The organism is Paenibacillus camelliae (assembly GCF_023715345.1).
GTDB classification, from domain to species: Bacteria; Bacillota; Bacilli; order Paenibacillales; family Paenibacillaceae; genus Pristimantibacillus; species Pristimantibacillus camelliae.
Genome location: NZ_JAMBNY010000001.1, coordinates 168,573 through 189,125, shown reverse-complemented (window position 1 = coordinate 189,125; position 20,553 = coordinate 168,573). Strand labels below are relative to the sequence as shown.

The 20,553-nt window shown below is 40.0% G+C and carries 17 protein-coding genes and 1 other annotated feature; of the genes, 2 read left to right on the top strand and 15 right to left on the bottom strand.

Going from position 1 to position 20,553, the window contains the following annotated elements; genetic code table 11:
• Positions 1-246: 246 nt before the first annotated feature.
• From M3180_RS00915 to M3180_RS00875, 9 genes are all read right to left on the bottom strand, one after another.
• Positions 247-567, bottom strand: a complete 321-nt coding sequence (locus M3180_RS00915) for an outer membrane protein assembly factor BamE (RefSeq protein WP_251665347.1) — start codon at positions 565-567, stop codon at positions 247-249.
• Between the two features lie 284 nt (positions 568-851).
• On the bottom strand, positions 852-2,672 hold the full coding sequence (locus M3180_RS00910; protein WP_251665346.1) for an ABC transporter ATP-binding protein: 1,821 nt from the start codon (positions 2,670-2,672) through the stop codon (positions 852-854).
• Positions 2,662-4,518 carry an ABC transporter ATP-binding protein gene (locus M3180_RS00905; RefSeq protein ID WP_251665345.1) on the bottom strand — a complete coding sequence of 619 codons (1,857 nt, stop codon included), beginning with the start codon at positions 4,516-4,518 and terminating at the stop codon, positions 2,662-2,664. The genes M3180_RS00910 and M3180_RS00905 overlap by 11 nt, the downstream gene beginning before the upstream one ends.
• A 368-nt stretch (positions 4,519-4,886) precedes the next feature.
• Positions 4,887-5,843, bottom strand: coding sequence for a Gmad2 immunoglobulin-like domain-containing protein (locus M3180_RS00900; RefSeq protein ID WP_251665344.1), 957 nt, complete (start codon positions 5,841-5,843; stop codon positions 4,887-4,889).
• 368 nt (positions 5,844-6,211) lie between these two features.
• On the bottom strand, positions 6,212-7,891 hold the full coding sequence (locus M3180_RS00895) for a glutamine--tRNA ligase/YqeY domain fusion protein (RefSeq protein ID WP_251665343.1): 1,680 nt from the start codon (positions 7,889-7,891) through the stop codon (positions 6,212-6,214).
• Positions 7,892-7,956: 65 nt separating this feature from the next.
• Positions 7,957-8,209 (bottom strand) — a binding site (T-box leader).
• 112 nt (positions 8,210-8,321) lie between these two features.
• Positions 8,322-9,278, bottom strand: a complete 957-nt coding sequence (locus M3180_RS00890) for a 3'-5' exoribonuclease YhaM family protein (RefSeq protein ID WP_251665342.1) — start codon at positions 9,276-9,278, stop codon at positions 8,322-8,324.
• A gap of 331 nt (positions 9,279-9,609) precedes the next feature.
• The gene (locus M3180_RS00885; protein ID WP_251665341.1) at positions 9,610-10,698 is read right to left on the bottom strand and encodes a Gfo/Idh/MocA family protein; all 1,089 of its coding nucleotides are present in this window, start codon (positions 10,696-10,698) and stop codon (positions 9,610-9,612) included.
• Between the two features lie 85 nt (positions 10,699-10,783).
• Positions 10,784-11,437 (bottom strand): M48 family metallopeptidase, encoded by a 654-nt coding sequence (locus tag M3180_RS00880; RefSeq protein WP_251665340.1) that lies wholly within the window; start codon positions 11,435-11,437, stop codon positions 10,784-10,786.
• 45 nt (positions 11,438-11,482) lie between these two features.
• A complete protein-coding gene (locus M3180_RS00875; protein WP_251665339.1) occupies positions 11,483-12,376 on the bottom strand; it encodes an AraC family transcriptional regulator in 894 nt (297 codons plus the stop codon).
• Between the two features lie 193 nt (positions 12,377-12,569).
• On the opposite strand from M3180_RS00875, the gene M3180_RS00870 reads away from it, so the two are divergent.
• The gene (locus tag M3180_RS00870) at positions 12,570-13,424 is read left to right on the top strand and encodes an aldo/keto reductase (protein WP_251665338.1); all 855 of its coding nucleotides are present in this window, start codon (positions 12,570-12,572) and stop codon (positions 13,422-13,424) included.
• Positions 13,425-13,598: 174 nt separating this feature from the next.
• Positions 13,599-14,747 carry a sugar efflux transporter gene (locus tag M3180_RS00865; RefSeq protein ID WP_251665337.1) on the top strand — a complete coding sequence of 383 codons (1,149 nt, stop codon included), beginning with the start codon at positions 13,599-13,601 and terminating at the stop codon, positions 14,745-14,747.
• An 83-nt stretch (positions 14,748-14,830) separates the two neighbouring features.
• Here M3180_RS00865 and M3180_RS00860 read toward each other — a convergent pair whose 3' ends face one another.
• The 6 genes from M3180_RS00860 to M3180_RS00835 form a co-directional block, all read right to left on the bottom strand.
• Positions 14,831-16,216, bottom strand: coding sequence for a sensor histidine kinase (locus tag M3180_RS00860; protein WP_251665336.1), 1,386 nt, complete (start codon positions 16,214-16,216; stop codon positions 14,831-14,833).
• Positions 16,207-16,866 (bottom strand): response regulator transcription factor, encoded by a 660-nt coding sequence (locus M3180_RS00855; RefSeq protein WP_251665335.1) that lies wholly within the window; start codon positions 16,864-16,866, stop codon positions 16,207-16,209. The genes M3180_RS00860 and M3180_RS00855 overlap by 10 nt, the downstream gene beginning before the upstream one ends.
• Positions 16,867-16,875: 9 nt before the next feature.
• Positions 16,876-17,619: a lantibiotic immunity ABC transporter MutG family permease subunit gene (locus tag M3180_RS00850; protein WP_285855587.1), complete on the bottom strand. Its 744-nt coding sequence runs from the start codon at positions 17,617-17,619 to the stop codon at positions 16,876-16,878.
• Between the two features lie 8 nt (positions 17,620-17,627).
• Complete coding sequence (locus tag M3180_RS00845; protein WP_251665333.1) at positions 17,628-18,350, bottom strand: lantibiotic immunity ABC transporter MutE/EpiE family permease subunit; 723 nt, start codon at positions 18,348-18,350, stop codon at positions 17,628-17,630.
• Positions 18,344-19,054, bottom strand: coding sequence for a lantibiotic protection ABC transporter ATP-binding protein (locus M3180_RS00840; protein WP_251665332.1), 711 nt, complete (start codon positions 19,052-19,054; stop codon positions 18,344-18,346). The genes M3180_RS00845 and M3180_RS00840 overlap by 7 nt, the downstream gene beginning before the upstream one ends.
• A gap of 155 nt (positions 19,055-19,209) precedes the next feature.
• Positions 19,210-20,430 (bottom strand): GTP-binding protein, encoded by a 1,221-nt coding sequence (locus tag M3180_RS00835; RefSeq protein WP_251665331.1) that lies wholly within the window; start codon positions 20,428-20,430, stop codon positions 19,210-19,212.
• Positions 20,431-20,553: the final 123 nt, after the last annotated feature.

Here is a 20,553-nt window from a genome sequence, read left to right as displayed (position 1 = left end):
GTTTCACATAGCATTCACGAACCAACCCGAAAGGCTTAAGTGAAGAGTAGCGAAACGGGGCGACAGACTTAGCCTTGCAGGGTTGTCACGTGAATACACTCCTATGCCGAATGCATCACCAGTGACCGAGGGGCGAATGCCCCGATGCATGAATGCGGTGTTATGTCTAGTTCCTGCCGTTTTCGAACTGTACACTGAATCATTCGTTTACTTAGGTAGTTGTCAACGTTCTCCTACAAACCTTAACTAATCAGACGTTATCTTATAGCTTTCAAGCTCACCGTCATTATTAAATTTGAGTCGAAACAAGCTGTCATCTACTCCCAATCCTGCTCTTCCTAAATAATATACATACTCACGAAATGGTTCCTCTACTATTTGTTCTGGCTTCCCAAGTAAATCAACAATCTGAGTTTCCGTCATTTCCTCAAGCTCATATTTGTTTATTAAATCATACACCATGCTGCTTCTTTTTTCTGGTTCCTTTAACCATTTTTCACTGTCAAACTGATTACTACAGGAACAAAGAATTAGTATTAATATTATTACGAAGGGTAACTTCTTCATTAAATCAACCTTTCATTCTACTTTGAAAATAATTTGCAGGTATTGCACATGACGTTTTTTACAAATTTCGTAATCACTTCATATTGTAGAGTATTCTCGAAATTATTGAGCTATCCTGCATTTTAGTCTAATAAAATGAGCAGGATACCGAAGCACCTGCTCATTGTTTATTACAGAACTAACGTTTTCCGTTAGAAATTCATTGAACGGTAGAACTTCCAGTAGGATTTTATAGGTAAGCAGGTATGATTCAACTGCTACCTCCTACTCCCTCACATCATCCGTTAAGAAGTTCCAACGACCACGCGATATCTGGACGCCTGAAGGTTAAACATTTGAGCGTATTTCCCGTCGATTTTCATAAGCTCTTCGTGTGAGCCTTGCTCAATGATTTGACCATTTTCCATCATGAGAATGCGATCCGCCATTTTGGTCGTCGATAAGCGATGGGAAATGAAAATGATCGGTCTATCTTCTGCCTTCTCAAGCATGACTTGATTCAAATGGTATTCACTCATAGGGTCTAATGCACTGGAAGGCTCGTCTAATATAATAAGAAGAGTAGGCTTGGCGAATACTCTTGCTATTGCCACCTTCTGAGCCTCTCCGCCAGATAATTCGATCCCGGCATCGTCAAATTCCTTAGTAACGGAAGTCTCGGTCCCTAGTCGCAAAGATTGTAGCTTACTGCCAAAACCACTTTTCTCCAGCGCTTCTCTTATCAGATAGGTATCGCCTGATGCAGCATGGTTCATGACGACGTTTTGAGAAAGCGTAGCAGCGAACAACTGATGATCCTGAAACACGGAGCTAATCTTCATTCGATAATCATCCAGCTTCAATTGATCGATGGGTATCCCATTTAATCGAATTTCTCCCGAGCTTGCATCATATAGACGCATGATCAGCTTTGTCAATGTCGTTTTTCCCGCACCATTATAGCCAACGATTGCTATTTTTTCTCCAGGCTTAATGCTTAAATTAACGTTTTGGAGGATTGGCGGCCCAGATTGACCATATTGGAATGATAAATCTCTTAGCGTTAATCCAACAAACTTGTTTGGCACAGGTATAGGATCTTCAGCTTCTATCAGACGGTTCTTTTGATCCAGGAAGCTTCTTAACTTCTCAATATACAAGCTGTTTTCTTGCATCTGGCTAATAAGCGTCGTCATATATTGCAAATTGCCCTTTAAACGCCAGGATGAATTGAGCAGCGTAACCGCGCTTCCAAAACTTAACGTTCCTTTCACTAACGTCATAAACACAACATAGACGACGTACAAGCCGCTCAAAATCAACTCATTAAAAAAATACTCAGAGGAAAAGTTTAACCAGAACTGCTTTTTCGAATGCTTTTGCACGATTCCGTGCATCTCTTTATGTGTATCAGAGAAATTTCTAAAAAATCTCTCCTTGATGGAATAAAGTCTTAATTCCTTCGCATAATCAGCCAAATAAAATAACCGCTTCAAATAGATTCGTTTGCGATCCTTTTCGTTTAGCTCCATCCTCATTTTGTACCCGATTTTATTGGTGATCATGCTGACAATTAGGGTTAAAATGAAGGACACGAGCACAAACAGCAAACCGACCTTGTCAACGAACAAGAAGAAGCTTATAGAGGTTATGATAACCGTAACGGATTTACAAATTGTTCTGATGTTGTTTATGGTAGCATCTATTCGATTATGAGCATCATTGGCGCTCCAGACATAATCATTATAGTAAACGGGATCATCATAATTCGCCAAATCGGTACTAATCGCTTTTCCGTAAAGATCCATCCTTATCTTTTGATACAGCAATTCTTTTCCTTTAGGTTCAACGCTCTGGTAGTAAATACTGTCTAGTACAAAGCAGATTGCGATAAACAAAATGGTTAGTCCGATATAGAAGGCAACCGTAGAAAAAGAAGTTCCATATTGAACGCTGTCGAACACAAACTTAATCAAAATGACATGCTCGATAAAAATTTCGATTTCCTGCAAGCATGCATACAAGCATGTAAAGATGATATATTTGCGAGAATAGCGCAGCCCGTATTTCAAAACAAACCAATTATTTTGAAGAACCCGACTAAAGCTATGCTTATTAGGCTTCATGCAGATTCACCACCCCAGCCAACTCTTCTTGATCAACATACTTTTCTGCTTGCTTTAAGAATAGCTCCGCATATTTTCCTTGCAGCTGCATCAATTCCATGTGTGAACCAGACTCTTGAATTTCGCCATCCTCCATGTAATAAATGCGGTCTGCCAGCATAGCGGACGACATGCGGTGAGAAATAATGACAACGGCTTTATCCTTGCAGGCTTCCATCATACTTTCAAAGATTTCATATTCCGCAATTGGGTCGAGTGCGCTTGTAGGCTCATCAAGAATGAGTAGTTCAGCCTGTTGCGCAAAAATGCGCGCGATCGCAATCTTTTGAAACTCGCCGCCTGATAAAACCACTCCTTGTTCATCGAATTCCTTCGTAAGCATCGTATCTATTCCCTCCGGCAAAGTGGCTACCTTATCGTATACTTTGCTTTTCTTGAGCGCATTTATGACGAGCTGGCGGTCTGCTTCAGTTTCCACATCGCGCATAAGCACGTTCTCTGCAATTGTCATCGAAAAAATCTTAAAATCCTGAAATACGGTCCCATACAATGAGCGATAGGACATGAGGTCGAACTCTTTTATATTGCGGCCATTTAACAGTATTTCTCCCTCAGTAGGATCGTACAATCGCATCATGAGCTTGATTAACGTTGATTTACCTGCTCCATTGTGGCCAACAAGAGCAATTTTCTCATTCTTATTCACTTCCATCGTAATATGGCGAATAGAGGGTCTATCTGCTCCATCATACGTAAATTGAAGCTTCCGAATTGCTAATTGCTGTATCGGTGGCGCAATGGGTTTGACTGGATCGTCATCCTCCTGAATTTCAGAAACATAGCTTAAAAAAGTTTTTAAATTTTCAATGTAAATGCCGTTCTTGTTGATCTCTACAAAACTGTCAGACAGCCGGATGAGCGACCAGGCGCCACCAACCATTGCGCTTCCAAGAACGATAAAGGAACTGATAGAAATCGATTGCTTAACAATGGCTAGATAAGCACCGTACAGCAACACCCCTTGGAAAATGAGCGTGAAGGTAGTGAAAATTTTCAAAAAGGAAATGACTCCCGCCTTTACTCGATACTTATGAATGACAGAAATGACACCGTCATACCCTTCAATATAAGTGCTTCTCAGTACTGAAAAAATGCGGGACAATCGAATTTCCTTGGCAAAGTGCGATAAATAAATGACACGGTTTACATAGTCCATTTTTCTTTGGTAGGGTATCCGCTCATCATTTTGCTGGAACTGAAGTCGATTCAGCTTTTTTCCAAAATAAAAATTACCGATAATCGGCAATAAAGCAAACCATACCACCCAAGGATCTATGGCGTACATGACGGCAAATATACTTATCGTTGCAAGCGAGACGAATATAATCCTAGAGAGATTGGCAAGAACAGCGCTTACTCGTATATCCGCTTCTTGGATGGCTTTGGTATATTTATTATAAAACTCATGATCTTCAAAGCACTTCAATTCTACGGAAGCAGCCTTGCGAAAGAGAATGAGATAAAGCTTCTCATATAACTTGAGATCGCTTATAGGTTTGAAGCGATAATCATACCAGTTGTCCAGCAAGACTAATGCGAAAAGCAAACCCAATGTCAGCAATATGAAATAGACAATTTGTTGAAAATCTCTTCCGATTGATATGGACTCGATTATGTACTTCATAAAATACACGGTAAAAAAAACATTAGCAAGCTGTCTACCGGCTTGGACTGCAAACTCAGCCACCACTCTCTGCGGATGTATACTCCATGCTAATTTGAACATAAATAAGTTGTTGGCGATATTGACTTTAATATGCTGGAATGTATGGCGTAGCCTCTTCAAGATCGTTCCTTCCCCCTCGTATCGTTAAGAGTATTTATTCAGCATTTTGAAAAAGCTCTACCCAATAAATAATCAAAATTTACTACAAGGGATGATGGAAAACAACCCCAGAAATTATATGTATTGTAATTTGTAAACAAAAACATACAAAAAGATATGGGCGTTAGGTAGTTAAGAATCCAACACTATAGGGATTGAAGATGGACTAAGGATATGAGACGTGTTAATTTAGTCATGTACGGGGTCGATGATGAATCATTATTCGATTAGTGTAAATTAAAGAAAAGCCGCCAGCGGCGACTTTTCTTTTGCGAGCTTATTCGTATCGTTGGTGCCAATAGGTAAACATAGGTAGGTATTGGCGGGTCTTACTGATCAGCAGAGTATTTAATTAAGGTCTCCGGAACCTTCAGCGGAATAATGAGCTGATGCTCCGAGCTGCCGTCTTTGGCGCTGCTTACATACAGTATTAACATCATATGGGGCTGAGTTGCATGCTCGAAACTTACATCAAACTTAAATCTTCCCCATTCAGGTGCACCCGCATCAGTCATTTCATGACCTTCAGCTAGTATGTTGTGACCGTCCTCCAACACCCAACTGAACGCTGCTTCGAAAACACGGGCTTCTCCTTCAACAGTAAACGTAGGACCTAATTCTTCCTGAGCTTGAGGGCTATATAAACGGAATGCATCATTCTCCGCTGCAACAATCGGAACGATTTCGCCTGATTTAGAATCGATGCGTACAGTTACCGGTTGATCCATATATTGAAAATTTACGATCTCCACCAGCCAGAACGCATTGCCTTCATCTAGCTTCGCTTGCTTAACTGCCCAAGGACCATTCACCTCTGTTTGCGCGTTAAGTGCAATTCGAATGGCATCTGCCCGATTAATCGTAGTATCCACTGAATTCTCATCATCAAGCAACACAATTTTCACTGCAGTAGCTTGAGCAGGATATGATTCCGCTACTACTCCAGTATGCCATGCTTCCACCTGTGCACCAACAGTCAGTTGGTCAAGGGTCACCACTTCTTCGTTCTTACTCAGTAGCTCAGTCTGATCATTAATTCGAAACGAGATAGCATCTACATAAGAATCGGCTCCCTTGTCTACGAAGGTTGTAATGAGCAAGCTATCATTACTGGTTTGAATAATTTCTCCCCTGTCGATCGCTTTCACTGAGTGAATGTCATCCTGAATAGGCGGGTTATCACCTGTCCCCTGCTTATTGTTCGTATCTCCTCCCCCACAAGCTGTTATTAGCAGTATTGCACAAAGCATGGTTAGATGGAGAGCTCTTTTCCTAATTGTCATCATGATCAACTCCCACGATCAAGTATTGTTTTTCTTGTAATTCTTCTTATATCGGAGATCCTTTTTGCTCCAAGCACAAATTACTTCATTACTGGAATGGCTCCTTATCCTTCTGACGAAGCCCTGATAAAAAATGTTACATTAGTAGACCATTTCAAACCTATCTTTAGGCGTAATATGGGATGATAAAAAAGATTGAACTTAAAATAGTAAAGCATACGATGCTGAGGTATGCCATACACACTAATATTCCTTGTATGTTGAAAACGGCAGCCTGCCATAGGCTGCCGTCATGACATAGAGCGACTATCTCCTGATGGTGAAATCTCCTGCTTATAACCATATATTTCTATGTTCGCCATCGTAGCGCATTATTTTTTGCCCCAACTATCCTTTAGCGGAACAATTCGGTTAAACATCAGCTGATCATGGGTTCTATACTTACGATCAAGGCAAAAGTAGCCATGTCTGATAAATTGGAATTTCATTTCCGGAGGGAAATCTTTAATGGAAGGCTCAATAAGTGCGTCCTGTATGGTAACCAATGAGTTAGGATTTATCTTTTCAGTCCACTCTTTGCCACCTTCCGTCGAAGTTTCTTCATCAAGCAGCATTTTTTCATAAAGATTAACATCAATCTTTACCGCCTGGTCCGCCGAAACCCAATGAATCGTCCCTTTCACCTTTCGTCCTGTAAACCCAGTGCCACTCTTCGTAAGCGGGTCATAGGTGCAGCGAAGTTCCGTGATTTCTCCTGTTTCACGATCCTTGATCACTTCTTCACACTTAATGAAATAAGCTCCCTTCAGCCTAACCTCTGCATTCGGACTTAGCCTGTGAAAACCCTTTGGCGGCTGCTCCAAAAAATCATTACGCTCAATATAGATCGTTCTGGAAAAAGGAACCTCTCTCTTCCCCAGTTCCTCGTTTTCGCTATTATTATCAATCGTTAGCATCTCCACGTCATCTTCAGGATAGTTTGTAATGACGACTTTCAGAGGGTGCAATACCGCCATTACGCTAACCGATTTATCTCTTAAATCATGTCTGAGGCAATAATCTAAGAGGGATATGTCCACCATGCTTTCTGTTCGAATTCCGCCAATTGTCTCGATGAAACTACGGATGCTTTCCGGTGTAAAGCCTCTTCTTCTAAGCCCTTGTATCGTTGGAAGCCTTGGATCATCCCACCCATCAACGTAACCACCTTCAACCATTTGTCTTAAAAAACGTTTACTTGTGACAACGCCTGTTAAATTTAGCCGTCCAAACTCCCTTTGCCGCGGAGGATCAGGGATGTCAAGCTCTCTTAATACCCATTCGTACAAGGGACGGTGATCTTTAAATTCAACTGAGCATAAGGAGTAGGTGATCCCTTCCATAGCGTCTTGGATCGGATGAGCAAAATCGTACATAGGATAGATGCACCATTCACTTCCTGTCCTGTAATGCTCAGCGAAGATAATTCGATAAATTATCGGATCTCGCATATTTATATTAGGCGAAGCCATATCAATTTTGGCACGAACAACCTTAGAAGCAGCCGGGAATTCTCCGTTTTTCATTTTTTCGAACAGCTCCAGATTTTCCTCGACTGAACGGTTTCTATAGGGGCTATTTTTACCTGGCTCAGTTAAAGTTCCTCGATACTCTGTCACTTCGTTCGGTGCCAAATCACAGACGTAGGCCTTCCCCTTCTTGATCAATTTAACCGCAGCATTATAGATTTCGTGTGAGTAGTCCGATCCAAAGTAGATATGTTTACCCGGATCGTAGCCTAGCCACTTTATGTCCTCAATGATCGCGTTAACGTACTCGAGGTCCTCTTTAAGAGGATTGGTATCATCAAAACGCAAATGAAATGTCCCATTAAATTTTTGAGCCACCGAATAGTTAGTGTGTATGGCGTAGGCGCTCCCAATGTGAAGGTAACCATTAGGCTCGGGTGGAAAGCGCGTGCACATATTCCTGCCAAAAGGATTCTGTCCAAGCTCTTCCTTAATCCATCTAAACATAAAATTATCAGTTTGGTGTTCCTTATCTTTAACCATGACGACTCCTCCTAATGAACTGGATGTGGAAAAACAAAAAAAATTTCACCTCCAAGACCTAATGTCTTGGGGACGAAATTTCGTGGTGCCACCCCAGCTTCATTAATATGTCGCCATATTAACCTCTTCAAGTACGGCATTGCATGCAATGCTTATACTCTAGCTCTGTAACGGGAGCTCCCGTCATGCCATCCCCTGTAACGGTTCCGACATGCTGCTCAGAGGCTTGTTTCTTGGAAAAGCTCTTGACTCCTTTTCAGCTTCCGGAGCTCTCTGTGCAAGTACTTTTTCCCTTACTCTTCTCGTCATCGCGTTTGAATTTGCTCTAATATTATCAAATCATTCCCTCTTTTGTAAACTACAATTCAAAGTTACAGTACACTTTGATCTTAAAAGATCAGAACTTTTACATCCCCATAAGCATTGAACTTTATTTTCTCATTCGGTAAATGGGTTTGTTCTCAATGATTCTTAGTGGCTGCGTCCATTCTTCGGAATCAGGTGTCGAATCTAACGCATCCTCAACAGCCTGAAGCTTTGCATCTAGCGTATCAATATAATGCAGAGCAATTGCCTCAGGTATTTGTGGTTGCACAGGACTGCCCCATTCCCCAAGATTGTGATGAGAAAGAACGAGATGCTGGAGTATAACGATTTTTTCATCCGAGGTATCCAACCCGAGAGCAATGGCTGCTTCAATAATCCAGTTTGCTGCTAGCGAAATATGCCCGATCAGCTTCCCCTTAAAGCTATAATCCGTTACGATGCCGAGTTCTGCGTTCATTTCCTCAGGTTTAGCTATGTCGTGCAGTATAATACCCGCTTTGATTAGATCAGCATTAAGGAAAGGACGCTGTTTTACGACAAATTCTCCTAGCTCAAGCATTCTACAAATATGATAGGCTAGTCCGGCATAGTAAGCATGGTGCATCCCCTTAGCAGCTGGATAATGCATAAGCCTTTCTTCTACCTTGCTGACACAGTACTCGACTACACGTCTAACATCGCTGTCTTGAATGCTGACTGCAGTTTGCTTAATCATGTGTACTAGATCAATCGCTTGAATCGGAGCTGATCTGATAAAGTCTGTCAGGTTGTAACCATCCTCTTCAGTAGCCTTCCGAATTCGATTAAGTTTAATTTGAGGTTTGTCACGATACATTTGAACAAAACCTTGAACTTTTACTAGCATCATCGGGAAGTATGTTTCTTTATCGACAGGAGAAACATCCCAGAGCTTAGCTGGAATCTCTCCACTCGTATCAGCAAAAACAAAATCGAAATAATCTCTCGGAGGTGTTGAGTTGGTTTGCTTTAAATCTGCTTTTTTCAACAAATAAAAACCGATGATTTCTTCACCCTCGGTAAATGTTTTAATCAAATTCAATGTAGTGTCGCTCCTTACAATGTGGTTTATGAGTTATTCTACATCATAAGGTTTATTACCTTCTCGAAGATAGATGGTAATCCGAGGATCCTCCTCTCTACAAGGTATATAAGGTAAATTACCGACTTTGCATTGGGAAGAGAACATATATCCTTTAAAAATAAAAAAGTCGCGATTTACGCGACTTCTAATCTATAATACATCTTGCCTTCGACATTATTGGATTATTTAGCAGGCTATTATATGTAAGAAATTGACCTGCTTTCTATTTAGATCGTTTCTGAGCTCTTTCACATGGAAACTTTCGGTATGATCCATATTCTAATTTGCATTACTTCATGTTAGCCCAAGGCTGTGTCTCTGATTCTATGGTTTCTCCTGTAGCAACGGCATGCTCTATTAGCATCCCTAAATAATGATCTTGTGAGGCTTCTGCAAGACTATAGAAAGACGGACCACCAGAAGCGTAATCAGCCATTTTCACAAGACAGCTTGCGATAGCAATTTCATCATCGTAAAGTCTCGCAGGTATAAATGGATTCTCATATACCCAGCGTTCCCCAGCCATAATCCCTTTTAAGAAATAGCCTTCCGCATTTTCATATTCTCCTTTATTGACTCTATGTAAATGGAGCTGAATTTCTGTACAGTCGCGATCCTGAATCATTATTCGATTATCAAATATTTCCCCGCGCTCGCCGCGAACATTCAAGTGATTAGAGCGAGTCCAGGATCGATGCTGGTTACTCGTAAAGTCATAGATTCCGAGTTTGTCCCCAAAATCTAGCCAAGCTAAATCTCGCTCAGAGCTTATCAATTTATCTTCGGTTGGCGGACCGCCGCGGTTAGGACCAGCCACCCAGCTTGATGTAAATCGCTTACCTTGTATTCGAACGTTCTCGTACGTTATACCTAGCATGAATCGAATTAAGCTGACCGCGTGGTACAAATGAGAGATAGATACTGTCGTTTCAGTTACTCGGCCAAGTTGACCAGACTGTATAATATGCTGACGAGCCTGTTGCAACGGGTGCAAATGATACTGTTCTGCGACTTGTATCTGTGCCCCTTTCAGGGTCAGCTCTTCATGCAGCAATAATAAACCGCTTAGGTCTGGTGCAGGAGGAGTTTCTGCTAATACCGGTATTTTGCGTTCAGCCAAATCTATCATATATTCCATCGCTGCAGCAGGATTTACGGCTAGCACGACAAAGCTTGGCTGTTCTGACTCTAACAGCTGATCTAAAGTACGATATGTACTTACACGCCATTGTTTTTCCATAGCCCTCCCTTTTGCTTCATCGCGAACAACTATGCCGCTTACATGAAACTGCTCAGGTAATGCTTGTGCTATTCTTAAAAAATATTGAGCCCGAAATCCACTGCCGCCGATAATACTGAAGTCAATACGCTTCCCCATTTCACACACCGCCTATTCTGCTTTTGATTTATTCCAATGACTTACATCGTACTTCCATCGTTTGATCAGCTTAATCAATAGACCATTATAATGTCATAAACTGCCCTTGCCTAGCCAGAAAGGCTTCCTTCTCTTTGTAATCTGGCATGATACTGCCGACGCGCCGCCAAAAGGAGCGGTCATGGTTCATGTGGTGCAGGTGACACAGTTCATGAATAATGACGTAATCGATTACTTCAATTGGAGCCATTGCTAGGCGATAGTTGAAGGTGAGCTTTCTATCCGAGCTACAGCTCCCCCACTTCGTTCTTGACTCAATAATGTCGAAGCTCTTCGGCTTAACTTTCAGCACTTGCTGGTAGTTGATGATACGCTCACCAATAATCTTTTTACAGCTGGTAAAATAAAACTTCTTCAACTTATTCTTAAGCTCTTCTTCGCTTAGGTCTTCAATGTCGATCAGTTCGTTGAGATCATATTCCTTCCCTAGATGAAGGAACTTGCCTGTATGCACATATTCCCGCTCCTTAGGAGTTTCTTGAGTCTTCGCAATGAGTTGCGATTTCTCTATGATCCATTGTCCATAATGCTTCACGGCCTGAATAATGACCTCTTCACTCGTATGATTTGGAACTTTGACCGTTACGAGGCCTTGAGCGTCCATATGAAGAGAAATTTTCTTTCTTTTCGAATATTGCACATTACATGTTATGTGGTGACCTTCAAATTCAATTTTCATGTTAACCTTCGTTTCTATAATTTCCTTAACAAACATTATTTACATCTATGCCCTCAGACGCTTTATATCTTGTTTAGGTGGAAAGCCAAACATCCGGGAATACTCACGGCTGAATTGCGAGGGGCTTTCATAGCCTACCCTAAATGCCACATCGGTTGCATCTGCTGATTCAGTTAACAGTAGGCGACGGGCTTCCTGTAATCTTAGTTGTTTTTGGTACTGAATAGGAGTCATGGCAGTTACTTCTTTAAAATGCCTATGTAGTGAAGAAACACTCATATTGGCTATTTCAGCAAGTTCTTCAATTCGAAAAGAACGAACATAGTTATTCGTAATTTGTTCAATAACATCTTTAATTTGATAGGTAGAGCTTCCTTCCATAACCATTTGCTCCAAAACAGTCCCATGCTGCCCTTGAAGCACCCGATAAAGAATCTCCTTCGTAACTAATGGCGTAAGCATCGGAATGTCTTCAGGTTTATTTAACAAACGTGCTAACCTGAGGACTGCATCCAATAATGAAGAATCCAACTGGCTGACAAACATAGCTCGCTTAGGATTATCTTTCTTATTTACTCGAAATTTGGAATCATGTAAGACCTCTAAGATTTGACTCGTTGAGAATTCAAGTCTTAAACCCAAATATGGAACATTCGGCGTGGCTTCAGTGATTTGGGCACTAACAGGCAAATGAACGGATGCAACAAGGTAATCAGCAGGACTATACCTAAAACGCTCCTGTGCCAACCATACCTCCTTCGCCCCTTGAACCACTATACATAAAGAAGGTTTGTAAACTCCATGTTTCCGTATGGACGCATTCGAGTCACGCAAGAAAAATAAGGACTGAATATCTGTTGGATGAACCCCATCCTTTTTTGCATAAAGCTCAATAATTTGGGTGAGCTCATTCTGCTGCTTAGTAATAATATCAGACATCTGACCCTCCCCTTATTAGTTATTTATCGTTCAATTATAGTCCATATATATCTATTATATAAGTAGTGGTGAGAGGATTAGGCAAACATTTGGCACGATTGGGATATCTTTCATTCTGTCATACTGTGCATAATAAATATATTAAGCCGCATGATGAAGTCAGCCAGTAATGATTACACAGGAGGAAATTGATATGCAAGAAAAAATATTATTAAATAATGGTGTTGAGATGCCTATACTAGGCTTTGGTGTTTTTCAGATTGCTGATCCGATTGTATGCGAACAAAGCGTTTATGAAGCTATTGTGGCTGGATATCGTCTGATTGATACTGCTGCCTCTTATTTGAATGAAGAAGCAGTCGGCAGAGCAATCAAGCGTAGTGGAGTGGCAAGAAAGGAATTGTTTATCACTACGAAACTTTGGGTGCAGGATACCGGTTATGAAAACACAAAGAAAGCATTTGAAAAATCACTGAACAGGTTGCAATTGGAATATTTGGATTTGTATTTGATTCATCAGCCTTTTGGAGATGTATATGGCTCATGGCGAGCTATGGAGGAATTGTATCGTGAAGGAAAGGTACGTGCAATTGGTGTAAGTAACTTTCAGGCAGATCGCCTGATCGATTTGATTATTCATAATGAAGTAATTCCTGCTGTAAACCAGGTTGAAACACACCCCTTTAACCAGCAAATCGAAAATGAAAAATTTATGAAAGAGAATAATGTTCAAATTGAATCATGGGCGCCTTTTGCTGAAGGGAAAAATAACTTGTTCCATAATGATCTTTTAGTATCCATCGCTGGAAAGTATAATAAATCTGTTGCTCAGGTGGTATTACGGTGGTTGACACAAAGAGAAATTGTTGTGATTCCAAAATCTGTACATAAAGATAGAATTATTGAAAATATCGATATTTTTGATTTTGTATTAAACGAAGAGGATATGGAGTCGATTACAACGTTAGACACGAAACAGAGCTTGTTCTTTTCTCATAACGATCCTGAAATGGTGAAATGGATTGGCACTCGAACACTCGATATCTAAGTAATAGATCAATATATTAGTAATCAGTCCGATCACATGGCAAGCTTTTCACAAGAAATAGAGCTGATATCTTTCTCTCTTATCTAAATAAATATAAAGGAGTAACTTCACATCTTAATCAAACGATTCTCTGAACTATTTTCGATTTCCTCTTATCCTTTACTCTATTTTTGTATGTTACTGCAAGGAATGGGGATTTCAATCAGCATGCCCTTTTTATCCATATATTTTACGGAATATCTTGGAGTACCAGTTGCGATGTTTGGTATTTTTCTAGCCGTTACATTAATTGCTGGGATATGGATCAGTTTGCTAATCGGGAGACGCTCTGATCTCGGCTTGAATCGAAAAAATATTTATCTTATCTCTACGCTCTGTAGTGCTGTGGCTTATAGCGGATACTTGCTTATTGAGGATTTTACGATCTTGTTTATCTTTATGACGATCTTTACTGCCCTTGGTGCACCAGGGATGCCTCAATTGTTCGCTATTTCTAGAGAAGCTGTGAAAAAAAGTAATTTTACTGATTATTCTTTTGCTAATTCTACCTTGCGTTCTGCTTTCTCTCTCGGCTTTATTACAGGTCCTTTAATCGGTACCCTTCTAATCGCTGGTTTAGGGTTTAAGGGGATTTTCTCGGGTACAATTGGAGTATTCCTACTTGTTGCCTTACTTATATTTCTTTTTCTCAAATCAAATTCTAATCTGGAAAGAACTAACGATCAAATGAAAGTGAAAAGTTTCCGATTGGGTCAGAACCCTAAAATTCTGCTCCCCTTCTTGATTCTAATCCTCATGTATACGGCTCACTGGACGAGCAGCCTCAATACCGCCCTCTTTATTACAAACAATCTTGGGGGATCGACAAGTGATGTCGGGCTAGTCAGCAGTATTTGTGCTGCATTGGAAATTCCTTTTATGATCATGCTAGGTATACTCAGTTCAAAATACAGTAACCGAATCTTAATGATGAGTGGAGCAATTATCGGAGGAGCTTATTATCTCATAATTATTATTTCAGGAGCGATGTGGCAAATGCTTGCAGCCCAAATTCTACTCGCCGTTTTTGTTGCTGTCATCTCTGCGATTGGCATTAGCTACATTCAAGATCTGCTTCCAAGCATGCCTGGGTATGCATCTACTCTCTACTCTAATTCATCCACGATCGGAAGACTGATTGGTAGTCTTGTTGGTGGCGGATTAGCCAGTGTTCTAGGTTACCGGTATTCTTTTATTTTTTGTTTTATACTCATCTTTATTTCAATAATCATGCTTGTGGTTAGCGGACGTTACTCTGAAAACGAAACACAAAAATTAGCTTAATACACATTTTTTATCTCATTTTCTTGATTTTCTAGCCCATTTACTTCTAATTTGAAGAGAATGGGCTTTTGTGCATCACTATATCATCTTGTTAAATATTTCATATTCTCAGCTAAGATTGGAGTTTTAGCTGTAACTGATCCGCCGCCATGCACATCGTTTGATAAGATCAGCTCCCCATTATCATTAGTAATGATGGTATTAGCGATATATAAACCTAATCCATGATGCCCGTTTATCGTTCGACTTTCATTTTCCATAAACAGTTGCTCTTTACCATGCTTTAACGCCTTTTTCGTAAAACCTTTGCCCTGATCTATCACTTGAATGCTAAGCTCGGAATCGTTCGCCATACTACTAATCGTTATCGTTGAGCCGCCTGGAGAAAAGTCAAATGCGTTTGTTATGATATTCATTATTGCACGTTCGAGATCATATTGATCCGCTGTTAACCTTAGATTCTCCTTTACATTCATTTGCCAGACTACGCCTATTCCTCTTATTTTACTTATTGCCTCAGTTTGCCTTTTTATTGAATGTAGAAACTTTGTCACTTCAATAGTCGTCCTAGCAGCCTGATGATCGAGTTCGTTTTTACTGATGGTCAATAACTTATGGATATAATGATCCATTTGGAGGCTGCTCTTTTCTATATCCATGCAGTAGTTTCTTTGTTCTTCTGTCAGCGTAGTTTCCATAAGTAGTTCTGCGTTGCCTTTAACGATAGTAAGAGGAGTTTTGAGATCATGAGTTAGAGCGGACACCTGCTCCCTCTTTTGTTTTTCTAATGACCATTGCTCTTCTAAAGAGATTTTCAAAGCGACTCTCATCGTATCAATCCCTTTAAGGACCCCGTCTATCTCCTCTATTCTGCTATTGCCGACTTTAAAATCTAAATTCTGCTCTTGAATTTGCTTTGTAGTCGCTAGTAAAAATGTTAATTCACGATTAATTCGTTTAGCAAATCTGTTAGACCAAAGTACAATAACGAAAAGAAGCTGCAGCAAAAATAAAATAACAGCGGTCATTTCTGCATGAGGTAAAAGGTTCCTCAATACATCATTCTTAAATTGCATACTTAATGGATAGCTAATAATTAGTACTTCGCTGTCTCTATCAATGCAAACAATAAACGTTGATAAGCCCGATGATAGATCCCCATTACGATAGTAATCCCAGTTGAGCTTTATGTCCCTAGCTGAAAAATTACCGTACAAGTATTGCCCATCGGGAGAAAAAACACCAAAGCTACTCATCGGTGTTAATAAGTCCATCGTTACGTGAGGTGCTTCTTTTAATTCGTCATAATTCCTTTGTATTGCTTTTTCAGTATAATTCGCTGGATACATTAAAGCCGTCGAAGTAAATAAAATATAATTGGCTACGATTAAGAGAATAACCAAAAACCCAATAGATATGATGTATTCAATAAATATGGTACGAAGCTTTTTACTTTTTCTTATTCCCATTTGTATCCTATTCCCCACACTGTTTTTATCGGTTCCTCTTTATACTCTATGAATTTCGCTCTAATGTTTTTGATGTGCTCAACGATTACAGAAACATTGCTCTCTTTGTCAAATCCAAAAACGGATTCAAATATTTGCTCCTTGGAAAAAACCTGTCCGTGATGAAGGGCTAGATATTCACTTATTTCATATTCGCTCTTAGTAAGTGGTAGCTTATGTTCCAATATAAAGCACTCTTTACTAGACATAAAGAATCTAATATTGCCTAAATGAACGGTATGAATTTTCTCTCTTTGTTCCCTTCTAATATGAGCCTCTACTCTTGCACGCAGCTCATGAACGCCGAAAGGTTTCTTTATGTAGTCATCCGCTCCTAGACCTAATCCCTTGATAATATCTGCTTCCTCTGTTTTCGCAGTCAGAAATAGGATAGGAGCATCGACTTGAGCTCTTATTCGGGAACATAATTCAAACCCGTTAACGTTAGGCATCATAATATCTAATATAATAAGATCGAAGTAATGTAAATTTTCAAACATAACCTGCTCAGGATTATCAATTTTTTTTACAAAATGCCCACTTTTCATAAGGACATTCTCGATTAAAGTGAGAATGGTAGTATCATCATCCACGACTAAAATATTTGCCATTGCAAGCTCCTATTCTTCCAGCTTTTTTCCTTCCCAGCGAGTGAACCATATTAACAGCAACACGATGGATAAAACAGTAGCACCAATAGATATTATAACGCCTAAATGTAAAAAGGGATCTAACAAATGTCCACTTACATGTTCAGTATCTGTTAGTAAAGCAGCAATGAATCTAATACTCCATGTGCTTGGAACGAAAGGCCATCTTCCGTCCCCCATGCCCGTAATAAATAATGCTACGGCAAGTGCTTCTGCTATGCCTACGCCAATCGATATCCCTTTCGAAAATCTAAAGCTTAGAAATAAATGCAGAATGTACTGAAAGATATTGCTCCCAATAATTATTCCGGCAACAGCTAAATATACCGTAATACTGAATATAGCATTATCTATAAATGAATAGCCGATATAAAACCCTAAAACTGCTAACAGTGTACTGATCATCCCCAGTAATAAGGATAATATTAATTTACTCGCCATCGTTAAATACTTTGGATCGGAATGAAATAACATGATCTGAAAGCCGCCTGCTGACCATTCCTGATCTGCTAACATTGAAGTGATGATACCAATTAATATAGGAAATACGATACACAATACCTGCATATAGACGATGATCTCATCAAAATTGCTCCAGGGAGCATAAGAAAAATAACTTAAAAAAATGAATAGTCCTAATAGTGGGATATATACGTGCATCCATATCATATGGGTAAATTTTAATTTCAATAGATCAGCCTTCAATAGTCTCATGAGTTGCATTATTGATTCACCGCTTTCCGCTTAAACCAAATCGTAGTAAGTAGGGCCAAAATAATAAATACGATGAAATTTATGATCGAATCCATTGCAATTCCCTTGTTATGAATCAATTCGCTATCACTAGGTACAGGGAGTCCATTTGGCAAAATGCGCAGAATCGGTACCATTAATGCAGAAGGTGTTGCATAAGGTAAGGAACTTAAAAATGAACTCGAACCAAAGCTTACTACTCCAATGATCGACATACCAATATTAAAGAGTACCGTCACAAACATGTTAAATTTAACCGTTAAAAATAATGAAATCGGGATCGTAAATGCTAAGGTACAAATTAATATAACGATTGCCAATACATTTGCCGACAAAGGAATATACGTTCCAAAAGCAATACCGACAACTTCAATGCCAATCATAAAGATCACATTCGAACAGATAACCAATAGGCTAACATACAATATCTTTGCTAACCACACAGCAGCTTTATTGATTGGATATAAAAGAATGCCTTTATACGAAAGACTTTTCTCTCTAAGTATGACTTGCGAAGAAATGATTGAGATCATACCTGGAAGAAACATCGTATACCACCAGTTGTAAGCTCCAGCTTGCCCTCCACTCCATAATGCACAAATGAATAGTGTAAATAATGGAGCTATCACAACGAATGTATTGGTAGTTGTACGTTTGCTCTTTTGAAATTCCGCTTTAATTAGTTCTAGCATTCGTTTACACCTCTATTTCTTGCTACGATTTCCATAAATAGCTTTTCAAGATCAAGATCTGGATCAACCTTTCCACTATAGCCAATCACTCCATCCGAAATAATACCGATCTCATCAGCAACTTGCGCTACCTCTGATAAAATATGACTGGATAAAATAACTGTAATGCCTTTAGAGGGCAGAGCTGTAATCAAAGCTCTTAGCTCTTCAATACCAATTGGGTCTAGACCGTTAGTAGGCTCATCAAGAATGAGCAGCTTCGGGTTATGAATAATTGCTATTCCGAGTCCTAAGCGCTGCTTCATACCCATTGAGAAATTCTTTACTTTCTTCTTGGCCGAATGCTGCAGGCCTATAATTTGAAGTACTTCTTCAATCCTTGTTTTAGGAAGACCATAAATCGTACAAGCCACATTCAGGTTTTCCCTTGCAGTTAAATTAGGGTAGATGGTCGGATGCTCTATTAGTGCCCCTATATTCCTTAAATCTTGTCTCGTCCACAGATGATCCTCAATATAGATATATCCTGAGGTCGGTTTCATCATCCCTGTAATCATTTTTAAGAGCGTTGATTTTCCTGCTCCATTTGGTCCTAGTAATCCATAAACTGAATTCTTTCGAATACTTAATGAAACATTATTTACAGCAATCTGACTGTTGAACTTTTTAGTTAGATCCTTTACTTCTAAGGTGTAATCTGACATTCTAATTACCTCCATTATCATCATTACTTTCTTTGATAGTTTAAGAATAAAATGTAATTATAAGGAATTCATAAGGATCTGTAGAAATAAAAAAAAGCCCTGCTGTGCAAGACTTTTTAGCTGTACTTCTATTAACTCCTTTTCCTAATCACACGCTAGTTAGCAAGCTGCTGCTCCATCTGTACATCCGAGTAATTAGGAAACTCGTCATGAAACTTAGCCCAATCCGCGATTAATTCATTATCGGTTAACAGGCATTGATCTAACTCTTTAGAGATCTTCAAGCGATCCAGAGCAAGGCCGATAAACACTATCTTATTTACTCTATCGCCATATCGTTCATCCCAGGACTCAGCTACAGACGGATCCTCCAATAGCACTTCCTTCAGCTCTGCTTCTGGTAGTGCCGCAGCCCATTTACCTGCTGGTCCGAATTGGATAGAAGGTCCAGCCTGGCTAATGCTCTGTGCCATATCATTGCGTGTGGCGAGCCATACAATCCCTTTGGCACGTACGATCTCTTCCGGCCATTCACGCATCCAGTTCATTAATCGTTCCGGATGGAAAGGTCGTGTTCGCTCATAAACGAAAGAGGAGATTCCGTACTCCTCGGTCTCGGGAGTATGATGATCCTTCGCCATTTCAAGCATCCAGCCTGCTGATTGACTTGCTTCTACAAAATCGAACAAGTCGGTATTCAAAATCTCGGCCGGATCTACCTGCCCACGATTAGAACGGATGAATTTGGCACGCGGCTGCAAGCTTCGAAGAACGGTTTCTAGCTCATCTAGCTCCTTCTCATCAACTAGATCGCATTTATTCAGTATCAGAACATCACAGAACTCGATCTGATCAATTAGTAGATCAACCACTTCCCTGACATCATCCTCTGCGACCTCCTGCTTCCGGTCAAGCAATGTGTCGCCGGAGGAAAAATCGCTCCAGAAACGATAGGCATCCACAACGGTAACCATACAATCAAGCCTGCAAAACTTGGTCAGATCTATTCCCTGCTCCTCATCGATATAGGAGAAGGTTTGGGCAACAGGTACAGGCTCACCTACACCCGTTGATTCAATCAAAATATAATCAAAGCGCTGTTCTAAGGCCAATCTTTCTACTTCTCGAAGCAAATCTTCACGAAGCGTGCAGCAAATGCAGCCATTCGACATTTCGACCAGCTTCTCATCGGTACGTGAAAGACCCCCGCCTCCCTGAATCAAATCAGCATCTATATTGACCTCGCTCAGATCATTTACAATGACTGCGACTCTCATGCCTTCCCTGTTATTCAGAATATGGTTAAGAATTGTTGTTTTCCCTGCTCCCAAATATCCACTTAGAACAGTTACAGGCAGCTTTTTATCAATATTCATTGGTACACACCTCTTATATCTTTTTTAGTTGCTTACACCAAAAATAAACTGTAATCATCACTTTAATTAATCGTAATAATTACGATTAGAGGATACCATCTCACTGCCACTCCTGTCAATTGA